The sequence below is a fragment of the Mesorhizobium xinjiangense genome, assembly GCF_009749525.1.
Classification (GTDB): domain Bacteria; phylum Pseudomonadota; class Alphaproteobacteria; order Rhizobiales; family Rhizobiaceae; genus Mangrovimarina; species Mangrovimarina xinjiangensis.
The window spans coordinates 1-16,286 of the sequence record NZ_WOAC01000011.1 but is presented as its reverse complement, the minus strand read 5'-3'; the positions used below and the strand labels follow the sequence as shown (position 1 = coordinate 16,286).

The following is a 16,286-nucleotide window of genomic DNA, read 5'->3' as shown; positions in this document are numbered from 1 at the left end:
ATAAACTCATCATACAAGCCTCCGGGCACTCACAATTGCGCCGTCCAGTCAAAATCTTTCAGATAAAGCCCGATCGGGTTGAGGCGGATGACCGCCTCGTCCTGGGGCGGGGTCAGGGCGACGGTAGCAACGCCGCGATATCGTCGCGTACCAAGCTCCTTGCCCTGCCGATCGCGTTCGTATTCCGTCCAGTCGATCTGATACGTCTGGTTGGATAGCGGCACGATATTGGTCACCTCGACGGCGACGGTCATGGTCCGTGCGCGGTCAAAGGGGGAATTTCCGCGGAACCAGGCGTTGACCTTCTCGGTTGCCGGATCGGACGTGCGCAAATGGGCGTAGGTGCGGTCGATATATTGCTTCTGGACGACCGCGTCCGGCGTGATCGACCGGAAATTGGCGACGAAGCTGCCGAGCGTCGCGCGAACGACGCGTGGATCGGCATACTCGATCTGCTGCGGAAAGCCTGCGCTCGCGGCTGTGCCCAGCCGATCCACTTCCACGATATAGGGGACCAGTTTCACCTGCGTGCTTTGAAAGAGCGCGTAGGAAAATCCGATCACCGCCATCAGCATGCCGGTGACGCCGACGATACGCCACGCGGCGGCCGCTTTCACATAGGAGCCATAGCGCTCGTTCCATTCGAGGCGCGCGGAAAGATAAGGATTCTCAGGTGGGTTGGGTGCCGCCATGGCTGTTCACTCACGCCTTGTCGTCTTTGGAGGGGCGGCTCGAGGCATTGCCCTGGCCCTGATCGAGTTTGGAATTTGCGAGGCCAAGGGTCGATGCGCCCCATGTCCCTGGAACACCGATCGCCTTGTCACGCGCCGCTGAAGCGAGTGCCCCTCCAGCGGCTCCCGCTCCGGCGGTCATACCCTTGAGGGCGGATGCACCTAACGAGCTGCCTTCGGCGCGTGCGGCGGAATAGGCCGAGGTCCCTGCCCGCGCACCGCCCCATGCCAATGCAGCGCTTCCCGCTGCGAAGCTTGCGGCCTGCCCGCCGTGTCGGATCGCTTCCATCCCACTCGTGACCGAGACACCCTGAACCACGCCTTGCACGATGTTGGGCACGTAGATCGAGATGATGAAGACCACGACGGAAATGCCGGCGATGGCCAGCGTCGACAGATATTCGTCCGAACTGGCTGGACCATTGGCCAGTCCGACCAGAACCTGCGATCCGATCCGGGCGATCATGACCAACGCCATGAGCTTCATCCCGACCGAAAACGCATAGACGAGATAGCGGACGGCGAAATCTTTGGTGAAGCTGGACCCGCCAAGCCCCAGCATGATCATGCCGGCGAGAAGGCCGACATACATCTCGACCATCACCGAAACGAAAATCGCAGCGACGAGCGAGAAGCTGATCACGACGACGACCATGGCAAAGACCGCCGCAATCGCTAGTGCATTATCCTCGAAGAGCCCGAACTGGGCTTTTTGGGACATGGCGCTGGCGACTTGGAGCCCTGCGTTGAAGACGTTGGCCGGCGACGCCGATCCGCCACTGGCGCCGATCTGGAACAGGCTGTCGACCATGGCTCTGGTGAAGCTCGGTCCTTGCTCGAGAATGAACACGAACAGCCCGATAAACATGATGCGTCGCACCAGCTCGGCGAACCAGGTGTCGAGCGAAGCGGCGGCCAATGCCAGCCAGACGGCGGCGATGCCGACCTCGATGCCGGCGAGAATCCAGAAGAGCGAGCGTGCCGCGTTCATCACGGTCGTTTCCCACCCCTGCGCGGCACTGGCGACCTCGTTTTCGAGGTTGGTCAGCAACGATCCGTCCTGCGCAACGGCTGCCGGTACGAACGCCAAAACGGCGATAAGGGTGATGATCGACAACCTAGTTGTTGGGGGTGCCACTGCTCGCCCCCTCTCGTCCATTCCAGCGGGGCTGCATCTCCTGCCCGCCCGTCGTGTCGAACTCAGGCGGAGCAGTTTGGATTTTGTGACTTTCGGCAGGCTGACCTTGGTCGGTCACGACCCACACCGCGACGCCGATCAAGACGGCGATGACGATTAGTGTGGCGACGATCAGAGCGATTGGATGTTTCATCACCAGCGCGGCTCCATCTCCTGGCCGCCTGACGACGATGGCGCCGTCGACTGGAAGAATTCTTCGCGCCGGTTCTGAGCGAGATCCTGTGCTGCCTGCTCGGACTGATACCAGGTGCCCATCATGGTGATCTGCTGGGAGACGAGGCCGCGCAGTTTCTGCGTTTGCGCGACCTGCTGGGCGGCGATTTCATGCCCTACCTGCAGCGCCTGCATCTGGCCGACCGAGGATTCGGACATGGATCGAAGCTGCGCCATTGTTGCCTCCTCGCTGCCGAACTGTTCGGAGGTCAGGCCAGCGGCCCGCAGCGTCGCCGCAATCGTGTCGCGATTGGTGTCGGACCAGGTCTGGTAGCTCGAGGAAAAAGTCTCGCCACCGGCGAGACCGGTATCGAATTCGGCAAAACTCTGGAATCGTTGCTTGAGAACATCGTCCATGTTCCCCATCGAAAATGCGATCCCCTGCCCCTGATTGACGAGGCTCTGAAGGCGAGTGAGATCGTTTTCAACCTGACCCCAGACATGCTCGGGAAGCTGCAAGGTGTTTTGCAGCATGTTCTCATAGATGTTGAGTTGGTTTTGAATCTGCTCGGCGAGTTGCGTGATCTGTGTGACCTGGTTCTGAATCTGCTCCGCAGACTGTCCGACAAGACCGACCAGCTCGGAATTGTTGAGCAACTGCGTCCATTCTGTTGCATTACCCATAGCGGCGCCTGCATGCACCGGTGTGCTGCCCCCGGCCATACTTGACGTTAGAAGTGCAGCAACGACGGCCCTACGCCCGCGCGAGAATAGTTTCGGCATTGCCGATCCCCCTTTCGGTGAGCCAGGCGGCAGGCCAACCGGCACCATGGTCCTGGCGAAGTTGCTGGATGCGTTTGAGGTCCTCCTTGCCGCTCGCGCCGGCGAAGGCGAGTGCGACGGGACCGAGCGCCATATCGAACATCCGCCGTCCTTCCGGCGAGGCAACGTAGTAATCCCACTTGGGAATGGCGGTTGCGACGATTTCGATCTGGCGCTCGTTGAAGCCAATGCGCTCGTAGAATTCGCGTGTGCCGGGTTCCCGAGCCGCGCCGTTCGGGAGACAGATCTTGGTCGGGCAGCTTTCCTTGAGCACGTCGATGATGCCTGACCGCTCGGCATCGGAAATCGACTGGGTGGCGAGCACAACGGCGCAATTGGCCTTGCGCAGCACCTTCAGCCATTCCCGGATTTTATCCCTGAAGGTCGGGTGGCCGAGCATCAGCCATGCTTCGTCGAGGATGATGAGGCTGGGCGCGCCGGTGAGACGTTTTTCGATACGGCGGAACAGGTAGAGCAATACGGGCACGAGATTGCGCTCGCCCATGTTCATCAGGTGTTCGACCTCGAAGGTTTGAAATGCCCCAAGGGCAAGCCCGTCCTCTTCGGCGTCCAGCAATTGACCCATCGGCCCATCGACGGTGTAGTGGTGAAGCGCATCCTTGATCTCGCGCATCTGGACGCCGCTGACGAAATCGGACAGCGAACGGCCGCGTGCCGATGCCATCAGGGCGATCTGGCGCGAGATCGCGTTGCGATAATCGGGCGTGATGGTCACGCCCTGCATCGCGACGAGCGTTTCAATCCATTCCGCAGCCCAGGCTCGATCGCCTTCCGAGGACAGTTCGGCGAGCGGGCAGAAGGAAAGTGCAGCCGCCCCCTCCCCTCCCCCGACCTCATAATGATCGCCGCCGGCGCCGAAGGTCAGCGGCAACATCGAATTGCCCTTGTCGAAGGCAAAGATCTGCGCGGCGGCATAGCGCCGGAATTGTGCAGCGATCAGCGCCAGCAGTGTCGATTTTCCCGATCCGGTCGGCCCGAAGATCAGCGTGTGTCCCACGTCATCGACGTGCAGATTCAATCGGAAAGGAGTGGAGCCGGAAGCGACTTGCATCAGAGGTGGAGAATTGGGCGGATAGAATGGACACGGCGCTGTGGCGCTGCCCGACCAGACCGAGTTGAGGGGAACGAGATCGGCCAGATTGCGGGTGTTGATCAGCGGCTCGCGGATATTGGAGTACCAGTTCCCCGGCAGCGAACCGAGATAGGCTTCGGTCGCGTTGAGGGTTTCGATACGGGCTCCGAAACCTTCGGCCTGAATGAGGCGTCGCACCGCTTCGGCCCGGTCGCGCAGTTTTGCGTCATCGGTATCGAACATCACGATGACAGGGGTGTAGTAGCCGAAGGCGACGAGCTGAGACGACGCTTCGGCGATAGCGTCTTCCGCCTCTGCCACCATGTGCATGGCGTCCTGGTCGACCGAGCGGTTCTGCGTCTGGAACAACTGATCGAAAAATGGCCGCACCTTCTGCTGCCACTTCTTCCGCGTGCGCTCGAGCTTTTGCCGAGCCTCCTGGTCGTCGAGGAAGATGAAGCGCGAAGACCAGCGATAGGTCAGCGGCATCAGGTCGAGCGTGTTGAGAATGCCAGGCCAGCTCTCGGCCGGAAAGCCATCGATCGCCACGACGGCGAGGTGGCGGCCATCGACCACCGGCGATAACCCATGGTGGAACTCGGCCGTCGCCAACCAATCGAGATACATCGGGATTTCAGGCAGCCTGACCGGATGATTCTCGCCGACGATGCAGAATCGGATGAACTGGAACAGCTCATCATATCGAGCGACCCGCCCGGTCGCGGGATCCGTGACAGAACGCGTTACCATCCGCCGGATTGAGACGACATTCGCGAGATACTGCTCGACTTCCCGGATCGATGTTCGGAAAGTGTCAAGGACGATATCAGCGTAGGTTTCCGACCGGCTTTCGTCGTCGGAATAGACGTAGCGGGCCAGACCCGAGCGACGCCGTTCAGGCGGACGATAGGTGAGGATCAGCGCGTGTTGACTTTCATAGTGGCCACGCTCGCTCTCGAATCGTGTCCGGCGCTCATCGTCGATTACCCGTGTCACCGGATCGGGAAAATGGCTCTCGTCGCGCGACGGATAGGCGACGGTCGGCACGCGCACGGCTTCGACCTGGATCATCCATCCCGAACCAAGTCGCGCCAGGATCGCGTTGATCTGGCGCGATACCTCATTCCGTTCGACATTGGTCGAGCTTTCGGAATCCGGCCCCGCGAAATACCAACCGGCCATCACGGACCCATCTTTCAGCAGGATCACGCCGTCATCGATCAGCCCCGCATAGGGGACAAGATCTGAGAAGGATGGACGGGAATTGCGGAACTGGCGGAGCGCGACCATGAGAGCGTCAGTGCCTCCGCCACGGTGATGATGTCGGCCGGTAGCTCTGGTGATAGCCGATATGCCGGACGTAAACCTTACGCATCAGCGGGTCTGCCTTGGCCATCATGCGCAGGGCTGCCACCACTCCGATCCAGACGGCAATCCCGAACAGAGCGGAGAACCATGTGAGCACGACAAAGATCAGGATGATCGCGGCCAGGCCGGTCAGCAGGACCAGTTCACGATCCGCACCCATCAAAAGGTTCGGGCGCGACAGCGCCCGATGGATGCGTGATCGGACGAGAGGTGTGCTGGCTTCAGGCATCCAGCATCTCCCCTATCTCCCATGGCCTCGCCGTAGCGGCGTGATCGAAGTCACCGATGGACGCGCCCGACGCTCCGAACAAGCCAACGATCTGTGTCGCGCCGAGGAGAATGCCGGCGACGAGGACCACGTACATGAGGCGACGGGCGAAATCGTTCAACTCGCCGCCAAAGATCAGCATTCCGCCCGCGACGGCTACGGCTGCCAAGGCAATGAAGCCGGCCACCGGCCCGGTGATGGACTCCTGGATCTGTTGAAGCGGACCTTCCCACGGCAGCCCACCGCCTCCGCCTGCCGCGAAAGCCGGTCCGACTGTGATCGCCAGCGCTATGAACGCCAAAGTGACTGACGTTTTCCTGCTATGCCTCATTGAAGGGTCCCTCTCCGGAGTAGGTCTCAACCTGGTATTGGCCACCTGAAAAGCTCTCGACATGGATCGCTTCCCGGATCCGCCTCCCCTTCGGGGTGCGTTCGATCGAGATCACGAGATCCACGGCTTCCCCGATGACTTCACGCATGGGCTGTTGGCTCGCCTCGGCGGTCAGTTGCTCAAGGCGACGCAGTGCAGAGATGGCGCTGTTCGCGTGGATGGTTGTGATTCCGCCGGGATGCCCCGTGTTCCAGGCTTTGAGAAGAGTGAGCGCGGCGCCGTCTCGGACCTCTCCGACGATGATGCGGTCTGGGCGCAGACGCATGGTGGATTTGAGCAACCGCGCCATATCGACCGTGTCCGTGGTGTGCAGCGAGACCGCGTTTTCCGCGGCGCACTGTATCTCGGCCGTGTCTTCGAGGATCACTAGGCGGTGTTCTGGGGACGTGCGGACCATCTCTGCGATCACAGCATTGGCAAGGGTCGTTTTCCCCGATCCAGTGCCGCCCGACACAACGATGTTGAGACGCGAATCGATAGCATTGCGGATCAACTTCGCCTGCTCGTCGGTCATGACCGTGCCGCGCACGTAGTCGTCGAGCGGGATGAGTCGCGACGCTCGCTTTCGGATGGTGAAGCTCGGGGCGCTTACCACGGGCGGCAGCAACCCCTCGAACCGATGGCCGCCGATTGGCAGCTCGCCCGATATGATTGGTTGGTCTTCGTCCGCTTCGGTCTGGAGCGCGTGCGCCACACTCCCGATGATGATCTCAGCCGCACCGGGCTGAAGGCCACCTAGACTATCCATCCCCCCACCCAGCCGCTCAAGAAACAGCTTGCCGTCCGGGTTCAGCATGATCTCGACCACCGAGGTGTCCTCGAGCGCTGAGCAGATCGCGTCGCCCAGCGCATCCTGCAATTTACGAACAAGTCGAGGATGGGACCGCAAGGAATTCATAGTCGCCGCCCCGCGCTGCCATAGGAGTCACGTGGGGAGTCATCGGCCTTTCCAGGGAATGCTCGCGGATTGCACATGCGGATGATTTCGCTCAATTGCTGATCGGGCGACTGGATCATGGATCGCAAATGGTCGTCAGCCCGGCATAAATGCCGGGTCGGATTGTTGTGTGATCCGGCGATGCCGCCCCCGAGAACGACCGATTGTGACGCCGCCGAGTGAGAACGCGAGCCGACGAGCCCCCGCAAATATGCCGGGGTGACCGGGGGCGGTGAGTCGGCTCTGCTACGCCGGGCACGGGTCCATCCGCCTCCAAGATGGCCCGTCACTCTTGGGCGTTGTCAGCTGACAATATCGGGAAAAAGCAAGGAATACAGTTTGTTAGGCCCAATGGGGTGGGCTGTTAAGAAACCATTAACCTAATATTCCTTGACCGACAGATGGGAGTCAGATCAATTTGCGGAAATTTTCACGATTGGCTCAGTTTTGCGACTTTCACGATGAAGCCCACCGCAGTCGAGAATTCACGACCCAAAGGAGCCCAGGCGTTCGATGAAACGATCTGGGAAGACTCGCAGGCGTTGGGATCCCAGCTCCAGGTCCTGCGCGAGCGCCTGTTTGCTCCGGAGGCCAAGAAGGAGCTCCGCTCGTTCTCAACCGCCGAGACCGCCAAGCTGATCGGCGTCACCGAGAGCTATATCAGAAATCTAGCCACCGTCGAAGAGGGCCCGGTGCCCGAAAAGGCGAATAATGGCCGCCGGCGGTACACGCTCGAGCAGGTTCATGAACTGCGCCATCACCTGACCAAGGGCAAGACATCCTATGTGCCGTGGCGCAAGGACGATGAGCACCTGCAGGTCATCGCCGTTACCAATTTCAAAGGCGGCTCCGGCAAAACCACAACCGCGACCCACCTCGCACAATACCTTGCGCTTCATGGCTACCGGGTCCTTGCCGTCGACCTCGACCCGCAGGCGTCCATGTCAGCTTTGTTCGGCTACCAGCCGGAATTCGACGTCGCCGATAATCAGACGCTCTACGGCGCAATCCGGTATGACGACGAGCGCCGGCCGCTTTCCGAAATCGTGCGCAAGACGTATTTCGCTGGTCTCGACCTTATTCCCGGTAACCTCGAACTGCACGAATTCGAACACGATACGCCGCGGGTCTTGGCGAGTGGCACGCATGACGATGACGGACTGTTCTTCATGCGCGTGGCCAGCGCATTGCACAGCGTGGCAGACGACTACGATGTGGTAGTGATCGATTGCCCGCCTCAGCTCGGCTTTTTGACCATGTCGGCACTGTGCGCTGCAAGCGCGGTGCTCATCACCGTGCATCCGCAGATGCTCGACGTGGCGTCTATGAACCAGTTTCTGGCTATGACCTCGCAATTGCTGGCTGTCGTGCGCGATAACGGTGGCAACCTCGACTACGACTGGATGCGCTACCTGGTGACGCGCCACGAGCCGAATGACGGCCCGCAAAACCAGATCGTGGCCTTTATGCGCAATCTATTCGGCGAGCGCGTGCTCACGCCGATGATGGTCAAATCGACCGCCATCTCGGATGCCGGTCTGTCGAAACAGACTGTGTATGAAGCTCCGCGCGAGTCCATGCACCGGCAGACCTATGATCGCGCGATCGAATCCATGGACGCCGTGAACGGCGACGTCGAAAAGCTGATCCTGCAGGCTTGGGGGAGGGTGGCCAGATGAAAAAAGCGGACGGAAGAGGCAGGGACATCCTTCAGGGCTTGGTCGCCGCCGGCAAGCCGGGCCGTCCCGCCGACAGCTCGCTGCCGCAAGCTCGACCATCGGGCGCGGTCAAGGCCATGAGCCTTGGCCTCGATCGACTCTCGGCCGAAGCGGCGCAGGCCAAGGCGCTGCGTGAGGAGCTGGCAAATCGCGAGACCACCCAGGACCTCGACCCGGCCCTGTTCAGCCCTTCGATCGTCTCGGATCGCATCCCGTCAACGAGCGATAGCCGTTTCCAGGATCTGAAGGCCGCAATCGCGGAGAACGGCCAGCAGATCCCTATCATCGCGCGCCCGCACCCGACAGAAGACGGCCGTTATCAGATCGCCGCCGGGCACCGTCGTTGGCGGGTGGCGCAGGAGCTGGGCCTTAGCCTCAAGGCGATCATCCGAAAGCTCTCGGACCACGAGATGGTGGTTCTGCAGGGTCAGGAGAATGGCCCCCGCGAAGATCTGACTTTCATCGAGCGGGCCCGGTTCGCCATGCAGATGGAAGGCCACGGTTTCGACCGCGACACGTTATCCGCCGCCCTCAGCGTTGATAAGCCAGAGATCTCACGCTTGCTGACAGTAGCGCAGGCGCTCGGCGAGGACCTGATTGTGGCAATCGGCCCCGCGCCAAAGATCGGCCGCCCCAGATGGCTTCAGCTCGTCAAGGGGCTGGAACAGGCGGGGGCGCGCGATGAGTTGAACGAGTTGATCTCCTCCTCGGCGTTCGAGGCCGCGGATACCGATGAACGCTTCACGCTGGCGCTGCAGGCCGTTGGGCCCACGAGACGGACGGCAAAGCGGCGTCCGGTTTCCTCGGATCGTGTCGCGTGGCTCGAGAAGAAGGGCGGCAATGTCCGCCTCGTGTCCGACAATGCCAGCTTCGCCAGTTTCCTCCAGCGCCGCCTTCCTGCACTCCTTGATGAGTTCAAGGGCAGCCCTGAAGCGAAATCCAGCCAAATGTCGAAAGGAGCAAAGCACTGAAAAACAATCGCTTTCTGCAAATTGTCAGCTGACAATTTGCAGACCGAAGCGACGGAAATGAAACCGGGCAAAGAAAAAGGCCCCCGAAACGACATTCCGGAAGCCCTTCTCAGTTGTGGTGACGAGAGAATCGCACTTCCAGGAATCACAGTCAAGGCCCTCAAGCCGCAGTGAACGTCGATTCGGCGAGCGGATTTCTATTGCCTAGCAATAGGTGAAGAAAGATGCAGACCCATATGTCCACGACGCCCTTTGGGCGGCGGTCGATGACGCTCGGCATGATCACAAGCCAGCTTGTCGCGAAATCAGTGCCTGAAGACGCCAGTGTTCAGAAGTGGAAGGTGTTCCAATCCATCCGCGAAGCCAGAGACTTGCTCGGCGCCACGGATAGATCCCTGGCCATCCTCAATGCCCTGCTGTCGTTCCATCCCGAAGCCGAACTCTCCGGTTCGGGGGAATTGATCGTCTGGCCTTCGAACGAACAGTTGGCTGCGCGGGCCAACGGCATGCCCCCGACCACGCTGCGGCGGCACCTGGCCGTACTCGTCGACTGTGGCCTGGTCATTCGGCGCGACAGTCCCAACGGCAAGCGCTTCGCCCGGAAGGGCAGGGGAGGCCAGATCGAGCAGGCCTACGGCTTTGACCTGTCCCCGATCGTGGCGCGGGCCGAGGAGTTCGCCGAACTCGCGGAGTCCATCAAAACTGAGAAGAAGGCATTTCGGGTCGCCAAGGAGCGCCTGACGCTGCTGCGGCGCGATGTCGTCAAGCTGATCGAGGCGGGCATCGAAGAGAGGGTGCCTGGCAATTGGGGCAGGGTGCAGCAAACCTATCAGGCTATCATCGGCCGTCTGCCGCGCACAGCGCCTAGACAGCTCGTGGACGACATCTGTACCGACCTGCATGGCCTCTACACCGAGATCCGTGAGGTGTTGGAAACATTCGCAGAAACACAGAATATGGACGCCAATGAGTCCCATTCTGATCGCCACATACAGAATTCAAACCCAGACTCCCAATTTGAATCTGAAAGCGGCTTTCGAGCAAAGAAGGAAGAGGGCGGCACCGCCGCGGAAACCGACAACGTACGGAGCCTGCCGAAGCGGGAGCTGCCCTTAGGAATCGTACTGGACGCTTGCCCAAATCTGCGCGACCTGGCGCAGGGCGGAGACATCCGGCACTGGCGTGACTTTCTCGCGACGGCAGAGTTGGCCCGGCCGATGCTGGCAATCAGCCCCAGCGCCTGGCGTGAAGCCTGCGACGTCATGGGCGAGCAACACGCGGCGATCACCCTCGCGGCGATCTACCAGCGGACAGACCAGATCAACAGCTCCGGGGGATATCTGCGTAGTCTCACTGACAAGGCACGGGAGGGTAAATTCTCCGCCTGGCCGATGATTATGGCGCTGCTTCGGGCGAAACTCGAGACTGGTAAGTCGAGAAACCCAGGACCCGATGAAGCTTCCCGAACACAGAGCGATCACACCGACGCACCACAAAATGGACCCGGCCTGGAGGTCTCCGACGCGTTGCGAAGGAGCCTGCGAAGCAAACCGTGGTGACTTGAGGGAATTTGGATGATGGAGAATCGTAAACTCGTTGGCCCAGCAATCGCCGCAGCATTGACGAGAGCGCGCAAGGTCGAAGATCGCGCCCCGCGGACGCTGCGTGTCCGCTTGCACCTCGTGACAGAGAATGGTGGTGGCCTGCAGATTGCAGCGCGGGTTGCCGCGGGGACAGACGATGAACTCATCGTGCAGGAGAACAAGGGGAGGCGGTTCATCTCCTGGGATGAACTGGATGAGACTGCCGATCAGCTCGTAGAAATTGTCGAGGAAGTCGCTGAAGAAGTCTTGTCGGCCGTCCAGAGTCTCCCACGCCCGGTTCCCCGTTCAGGTAAGAGCACGAACATCGAAATTGTCGAGAGGGAAACGGAATTGGCGGACCTGTGCGCAGGAAGAGTGATCGGTGCCGCGCACACCGTCATCAATGATCCAACTGTGAGCCTGGATGCCGCAGCGAGGGCCGAAGCCGCTATGATGGCTGGGGTGAAACTGGCCGCACTTTCTGCATTTTCGATCGGCGTTCGGGCTGGAGAATTGCTCAAGGAGCTGGAGTCTGAATTAGGCAACCTTAAACAACGGTGCACGCGAGACCACCCAGCCTTCTCCATGCATCGAAAACTACATTCGTAGCCGGTCATGCGACCCTGTGGTCGGCGGGGAGCTCGATTTGGCCCGTTCGATCGCCCATTGCGCGAAATCATTCCGGCTGTTGATGGTCCTGGTTTCGATTGCTGCGCTTCGGGGTTATGGAATTCTTGGGCCAATCTGATTTTGACCGCAACGCGCGATTTGTAAGGCGTTCGCGCCACAAGATAATTCCACACTTGCGCGTTCAGGTCACCTCGAGCAAGCCAGTGCGCTTCGCACGGTCAAGAAGGTTCTTGACGGACGAGGGCGCCCACTTTGTACCGCCACGCGGCGTGCGCTCGTGAAGGCGCTCAAGCTGATTGGCGATTTCGCGCAAAGTAAGCTCCGGATTGGAGGAATGCATACCTGCCACAAGCGTCATCAAACGGTCTTCGGGCAGCCGGGGTGACGACTTCCTCAGGAGCGACTTGTCGGCCATCCCTTCGCTAACCATCCATTTCATCGCGCGCCGCAAGCGCTCCGGGGTCCAATTGACGCCACGTTGTTTGAGGACACGCGAAATGTCGACCCAGGTGTGATCCGGACGCATGCGCCGGACGATTGGGAGCCACTGATTGGCGGTTGACTGTAGACGCGCTCCATAGGCTGCCTTTTGAGCGGCCGTCATCTTGGCCAGCACATCCGGCCGACGTTCCCGAACACCTGGATTGCCTGGTAGACGACCTTTTGCCTTGGCGGCTTTGATACCCGACTTTGTGCGCTCTGAGTTGAGGGCCCGTTCCAGCTGGGCGACGGCGCCAAGGACCTGCAGCGAAAACATGCCCTGCGGGGTAGTGGTATCGATCGGATCGCTGAGCGACCTGAAATGCGCGCCTTTCGATGTAAGGTCCTCGATGACGTTGAGCAGGTGACTGACCGAGCGGGCCAGGCGGTCAAGCCGAACGACAACGAGGGTGTCGCCGGCACCAATCTCGTGAACAAGCTTGGCGAGGGCAGGGCGGGTCCGGGAGGCGCCGGAGCCGTGCTCCCGGACGATTGTTTCGCATCCGGCCGATCGCAACTCCATCTCCTGCGATTCCGTAGCCTGCTCGTCAGTGGACACGCGGGCATAGCCGATAAGTCGGCCCTGTGGTCGACGAGAGGAGTGATTGAGCGGTGTCTTGGCCATTTGGAACGTCTGAGAGCCGTATCGGAGAGAAAAATTACAAACACAGAAGATACGGATAACTGATCGTTTGTAAACGTCTCTAGAGGCCCTTATACTGTTCTGAGAAACCGTGGAGGGCCAGGAAAACAGCCTTTCTCGTCGATCTGAGCCGTGATGAATGTCCCGTTGTTCAATCCGGAAGGCCTGGCGCTACCTCTTAGAACGCGTGCGTAAAAATCAATCGCTGTGACGGAAGCTAAATATATGTTAGCTTCTGTTTGAGAAATAATAGCACAGGGAAACAATGGGTTACGAAATCGACGACTTGGCTCTCCAGACCCTGCTTTCGGCTATCGGACGGGCCGAGGACCAGGTTGCCCGCCTCGACGAGCTCGTGCGGCGCAGTCCGGTCGGCGACGGATTTGCCGAGCGTGGGCATTTCTTCGATGCCGCAGCTAGCATGTGGGTCGCTGGCGAGCTTGTCCATATGGATGACCTGGTCCTCCACGATGCCCGTATGGATGTCCGCGCGCCGACGCATGAGCTGACAATAGCACACCAGATTCTGCGGGTTCGCCGCCGCATTGCTAACGGTAAAGCCGACTGGGCAACGAGCAACGCCGGCATCGCCTGTCTGACTGGGTATGCGGAACTGGCGCTGGAACAGCCGGCCGAAGAGGAGAGGGTGCCATCAGATGAACCGGCTGGCCTCGATTTCCCAGATGATGACGATGCGTTTGCGAAGGAGTTGGCAAGCTTCGACGCAGTCCTCGATCAGTCGCAGCAGGTCCTCGACCGGGTTTCCAAAGGGCAACAAGAGCAGGTCCGAGCCCCTCTGGTCGTGGGAGAGCTAATGATCCGAGATCCGGATTGGGACGAAGAGGACCGTTTGACACAATGGAAGCGGGTTCTCCAGGATACCGCTGGAATCCCGGCCACACTGGCATCAGCCGTACTTTGGGATGCGTGGGAAACCCTGGAACCGATGCAGCGCCAGCATTGGCTCGGCAGTCAGTTGATCAGCGCCAACCTGCGGGCGAGGGGGAAGGTGACTTCCCACCTATTCGGGTTCAATGTCGGGCTGAAGGCAGTGCCAAGGGAGCAACGGCGGTCGTCCAACCGCATAACCCGGCTCCTGGCATTCCTTGATGCCATGTCAGCCTCGGCAGAGGCTGGCATCAAGGAAATCGCTCGGCTGACGCAAGCGCGAGAGCAGATGACGCGACGGCTCAAAGGCCGACGTTCGTCGAGCAATCTACCGGCGGCGATCGATCTGGCGCTGTCGCGGCCAGTTGTGTCGGCATCGACTGTCGCCAAGGCGGCGAAGGTCACGCAGCGCGGGGCGCTCGGCCTCATCGCGGAACTAGGGATACGGGAATTGACTGGGAGAGGGCGGTACAGGGCATGGGGAGTGATCTGATCGGGGGCGTACCATCGTCGCCTCCGATAGCCTTCCCTTCCTATTGAGGTCGTTTTTGCAGGCTATCCGCTTGCCGGGAAGGTGCGTCGGCTCCGGCGAGGTCCGGCAAAAAGTGGTTGAACGTGCTTGGAACGGGTGTCTCGCCCTTCCATTAACTTTTTAGACATATAAAGTTCTTTGCAGGTGATTTGGTGCGATCACCTGGGGCTCTGGAAGGCGAAGTAATATGGCATCGGCACAGCAACTTATAGGACTCGTCAAGAGTCATGCCGAAGGTGACGAAGAACGCTTCTTCGATCTCGCCATGCAGCTTGCTGCCACGGAGAGCCAGAAGGGACACACCAGGCTTGCCGAGCAACTCAGGCAATGGGCCGAAGCGAGTCGAACTCCGCAGAAACCTGCTGCTGCAAAGCCAACGCCGTTGGCAGCGCCTCGAGGCGATCTCGCAGGCTTTCTGGACGCCAGTTATCCCTCGACGCGGCTCAACGATGTCATTCTTCCATTTCACCTGGAGGATGAGTTAGTCCATATCGTCACCGAAACGCGCATGCGCGAGCGGTTGGAAGAAAAGGGGTTGCGGCCGCGCCGGCGACTATTGCTGGCTGGCCCTCCAGGAACGGGGAAGACCCTGAGCGCTGCGGCACTTGCCGGCGAATTGCGGTTCCCGCTCTTCACAGTACTGCTCCATGGGCTAATCACGAAATTCATGGGCGAGACAGCCCAAAAGTTGCGCATGATTTTCGATGCGGTTCGAACCACGCGGGGCGTGTACCTGTTCGACGAGATCGATGCGCTCGCCGCTGCGCGGGGAGCTGAGAACGATATTGGTGAAGCCCGCCGCATCCTGAACTCCTTCCTGCAGTTCCTGGATGAAGACACGGGCCCATCAATCGTTGTTGCGACCACGAACCTTCCGCAAATTCTCGATCGAGCTGTCCTGCGTCGCTTCGACCTCGTTCTGCCGTACGAGATGCCGACTGGTTCGGCGATTGAAAAGGCGCTGCGCCGGCGGTTGACCGGCTTTGAGGCGAACGCTGTCGACTGGGGCGGGGTCACAAACCATGCAGAAGGCTTGTCGACCGCAGACGTTGTTGCCGCCGCGGAAGACGCCGCAAGAAGGACGGTATTGGCAAATCAGGACCGCATCGAGACCACAGCCCTCATCGCCTCCCTGGACAGACGCCGTTCGCTACATGGAATAGGGGGAATGGCTGGGGATGCCGAGGGATCGCGAACACTTCATCCTGCACGCACTCGGAAGAGCGCAGGTCTTCAAAGCCAAAGGCGGCGGGTCGCCAAAAAGGCCAAGTGACGTTGCTGATCGAGCGGCCCATGCGCATGCTCTCCTCCAGGCGCTTGACCATCTTCCCAATGTAGCGGCGGACAACCGGCCCGGACTTTACCTTGAGGTCGAAGGACGCCCGGGAGAGGTGATGGTGACGTCCGGGCTCGATGCCAGCGGCCTGACACTCCTGAGGGTCGAGCCGGCCACTGCCGACGAGCAGCCTAGTCGCGCCACCGTCTTCGCCTCCCAGAACGGCATAAGCAAGCTCCGTCAAAAAATCGAAGACTTTCGGGAGAAGAACCGGACGAAAAAGGACGGGTCGGAAGGTCGACCCTTCAATGCCGACCTCGTGCAGAGCATCGGTGCGATCATCGAGGCGGGATTACGGGCCTTGTGGCGCAGCCCCAACCAGAAATTTCCCGAAGGGAACAGCGCGAGGCCCTGGGAAATCTGGCTCGACAAGGCAGCGGCTGCCCAGTTCATTGCAGGCGCTCCCGAATATGGCGTCGTCATCAGCACCGACCGCTTGGAGTTCCCCGAAGATATCGTTGTGATCGGAACGTCGACCAGCGAGGCACTCGCCTTGGCCGTGCGTCGGCTGGGTGGCGTTCGGGCGCTCGCCGCGCCGACCGTC

Annotated in this window: 15 protein-coding genes and 1 pseudogene; 7 read left to right on the top strand and 9 right to left on the bottom strand. The window is 60.4% G+C overall.

The window, feature by feature from the left end; genetic code table 11:
- Positions 1-29: 29 nt before the first annotated feature.
- The 8 genes from GM909_RS12735 to trbB are packed head-to-tail and all read right to left on the bottom strand — an operon-like array spanning position 30 to position 6,922.
- Positions 30-692, bottom strand: coding sequence for a conjugal transfer protein TrbF (locus GM909_RS12735; protein ID WP_157016768.1), 663 nt, complete (start codon positions 690-692; stop codon positions 30-32).
- A gap of 10 nt (positions 693-702) precedes the next feature.
- Positions 703-1,890, bottom strand: coding sequence for a P-type conjugative transfer protein TrbL (trbL, locus tag GM909_RS12730; protein WP_157016767.1), 1,188 nt, complete (start codon positions 1,888-1,890; stop codon positions 703-705).
- Positions 1,850-2,062 (bottom strand): hypothetical protein, encoded by a 213-nt coding sequence (locus GM909_RS12725; RefSeq protein WP_235911872.1) that lies wholly within the window; start codon positions 2,060-2,062, stop codon positions 1,850-1,852. The genes trbL and GM909_RS12725 overlap by 41 nt, the downstream gene beginning before the upstream one ends.
- Complete coding sequence (gene trbJ / locus GM909_RS12720; RefSeq protein WP_157016765.1) at positions 2,062-2,865, bottom strand: P-type conjugative transfer protein TrbJ; 804 nt, start codon at positions 2,863-2,865, stop codon at positions 2,062-2,064. Before trbJ ends, GM909_RS12725 begins: the two co-directional genes overlap by 1 nt.
- A complete protein-coding gene (locus tag GM909_RS12715) occupies positions 2,837-5,287 on the bottom strand; it encodes a conjugal transfer protein TrbE (protein ID WP_157016764.1) in 2,451 nt (816 codons plus the stop codon). Before GM909_RS12715 ends, trbJ begins: the two co-directional genes overlap by 29 nt.
- Positions 5,288-5,294: 7 nt before the next feature.
- A complete protein-coding gene (locus GM909_RS12710) occupies positions 5,295-5,594 on the bottom strand; it encodes a conjugal transfer protein TrbD (RefSeq protein WP_157016763.1) in 300 nt (99 codons plus the stop codon).
- Entirely contained in the window at positions 5,587-5,964 is a 378-nt protein-coding gene (locus GM909_RS12705) for a TrbC/VirB2 family protein (RefSeq protein ID WP_157016762.1), read from the bottom strand. The genes GM909_RS12710 and GM909_RS12705 overlap by 8 nt, the downstream gene beginning before the upstream one ends.
- Complete coding sequence (gene trbB, locus GM909_RS12700) at positions 5,954-6,922, bottom strand: P-type conjugative transfer ATPase TrbB (protein ID WP_157016761.1); 969 nt, start codon at positions 6,920-6,922, stop codon at positions 5,954-5,956. Before trbB ends, GM909_RS12705 begins: the two co-directional genes overlap by 11 nt.
- 500 nt (positions 6,923-7,422) lie before the next feature.
- On the opposite strand from trbB, the gene repA reads away from it, so the two are divergent.
- From repA to GM909_RS12680, 4 genes are all read left to right on the top strand, one after another.
- Complete coding sequence (gene repA / locus GM909_RS12695; RefSeq protein WP_157016760.1) at positions 7,423-8,640, top strand: plasmid partitioning protein RepA; 1,218 nt, start codon at positions 7,423-7,425, stop codon at positions 8,638-8,640.
- Positions 8,637-9,650, top strand: a complete 1,014-nt coding sequence (gene repB, locus GM909_RS12690; protein ID WP_157016759.1) for a plasmid partitioning protein RepB — start codon at positions 8,637-8,639, stop codon at positions 9,648-9,650. The genes repA and repB overlap by 4 nt, the downstream gene beginning before the upstream one ends.
- A gap of 224 nt (positions 9,651-9,874) precedes the next feature.
- Positions 9,875-11,209, top strand: a complete 1,335-nt coding sequence (repC, locus tag GM909_RS12685; protein ID WP_157016758.1) for a plasmid replication protein RepC — start codon at positions 9,875-9,877, stop codon at positions 11,207-11,209.
- 15 nt (positions 11,210-11,224) lie between these two features.
- A complete protein-coding gene (locus GM909_RS12680) occupies positions 11,225-11,842 on the top strand; it encodes a hypothetical protein (RefSeq protein ID WP_157016757.1) in 618 nt (205 codons plus the stop codon).
- A 202-nt stretch (positions 11,843-12,044) separates the two neighbouring features.
- Here the strand turns inward: GM909_RS12680 and GM909_RS12675 are convergent, their stop codons facing one another.
- Positions 12,045-12,968, bottom strand: a complete 924-nt coding sequence (locus GM909_RS12675) for a recombinase family protein (protein ID WP_157016756.1) — start codon at positions 12,966-12,968, stop codon at positions 12,045-12,047.
- A 283-nt stretch (positions 12,969-13,251) separates the two neighbouring features.
- On the opposite strand from GM909_RS12675, the gene GM909_RS12670 reads away from it, so the two are divergent.
- The 3 genes and pseudogenes from GM909_RS12670 to GM909_RS12660 all read left to right on the top strand — a co-directional run.
- Complete coding sequence (locus tag GM909_RS12670; protein ID WP_157016755.1) at positions 13,252-14,367, top strand: RHE_PE00001 family protein; 1,116 nt, start codon at positions 13,252-13,254, stop codon at positions 14,365-14,367.
- 226 nt (positions 14,368-14,593) lie between these two features.
- The gene (locus GM909_RS12665; RefSeq protein WP_157016754.1) at positions 14,594-15,679 is read left to right on the top strand and encodes an AAA family ATPase; all 1,086 of its coding nucleotides are present in this window, start codon (positions 14,594-14,596) and stop codon (positions 15,677-15,679) included.
- A 121-nt stretch (positions 15,680-15,800) separates the two neighbouring features.
- Positions 15,801-16,286: pseudogene (locus GM909_RS12660) on the top strand (S8 family peptidase); the annotation flags it as partial.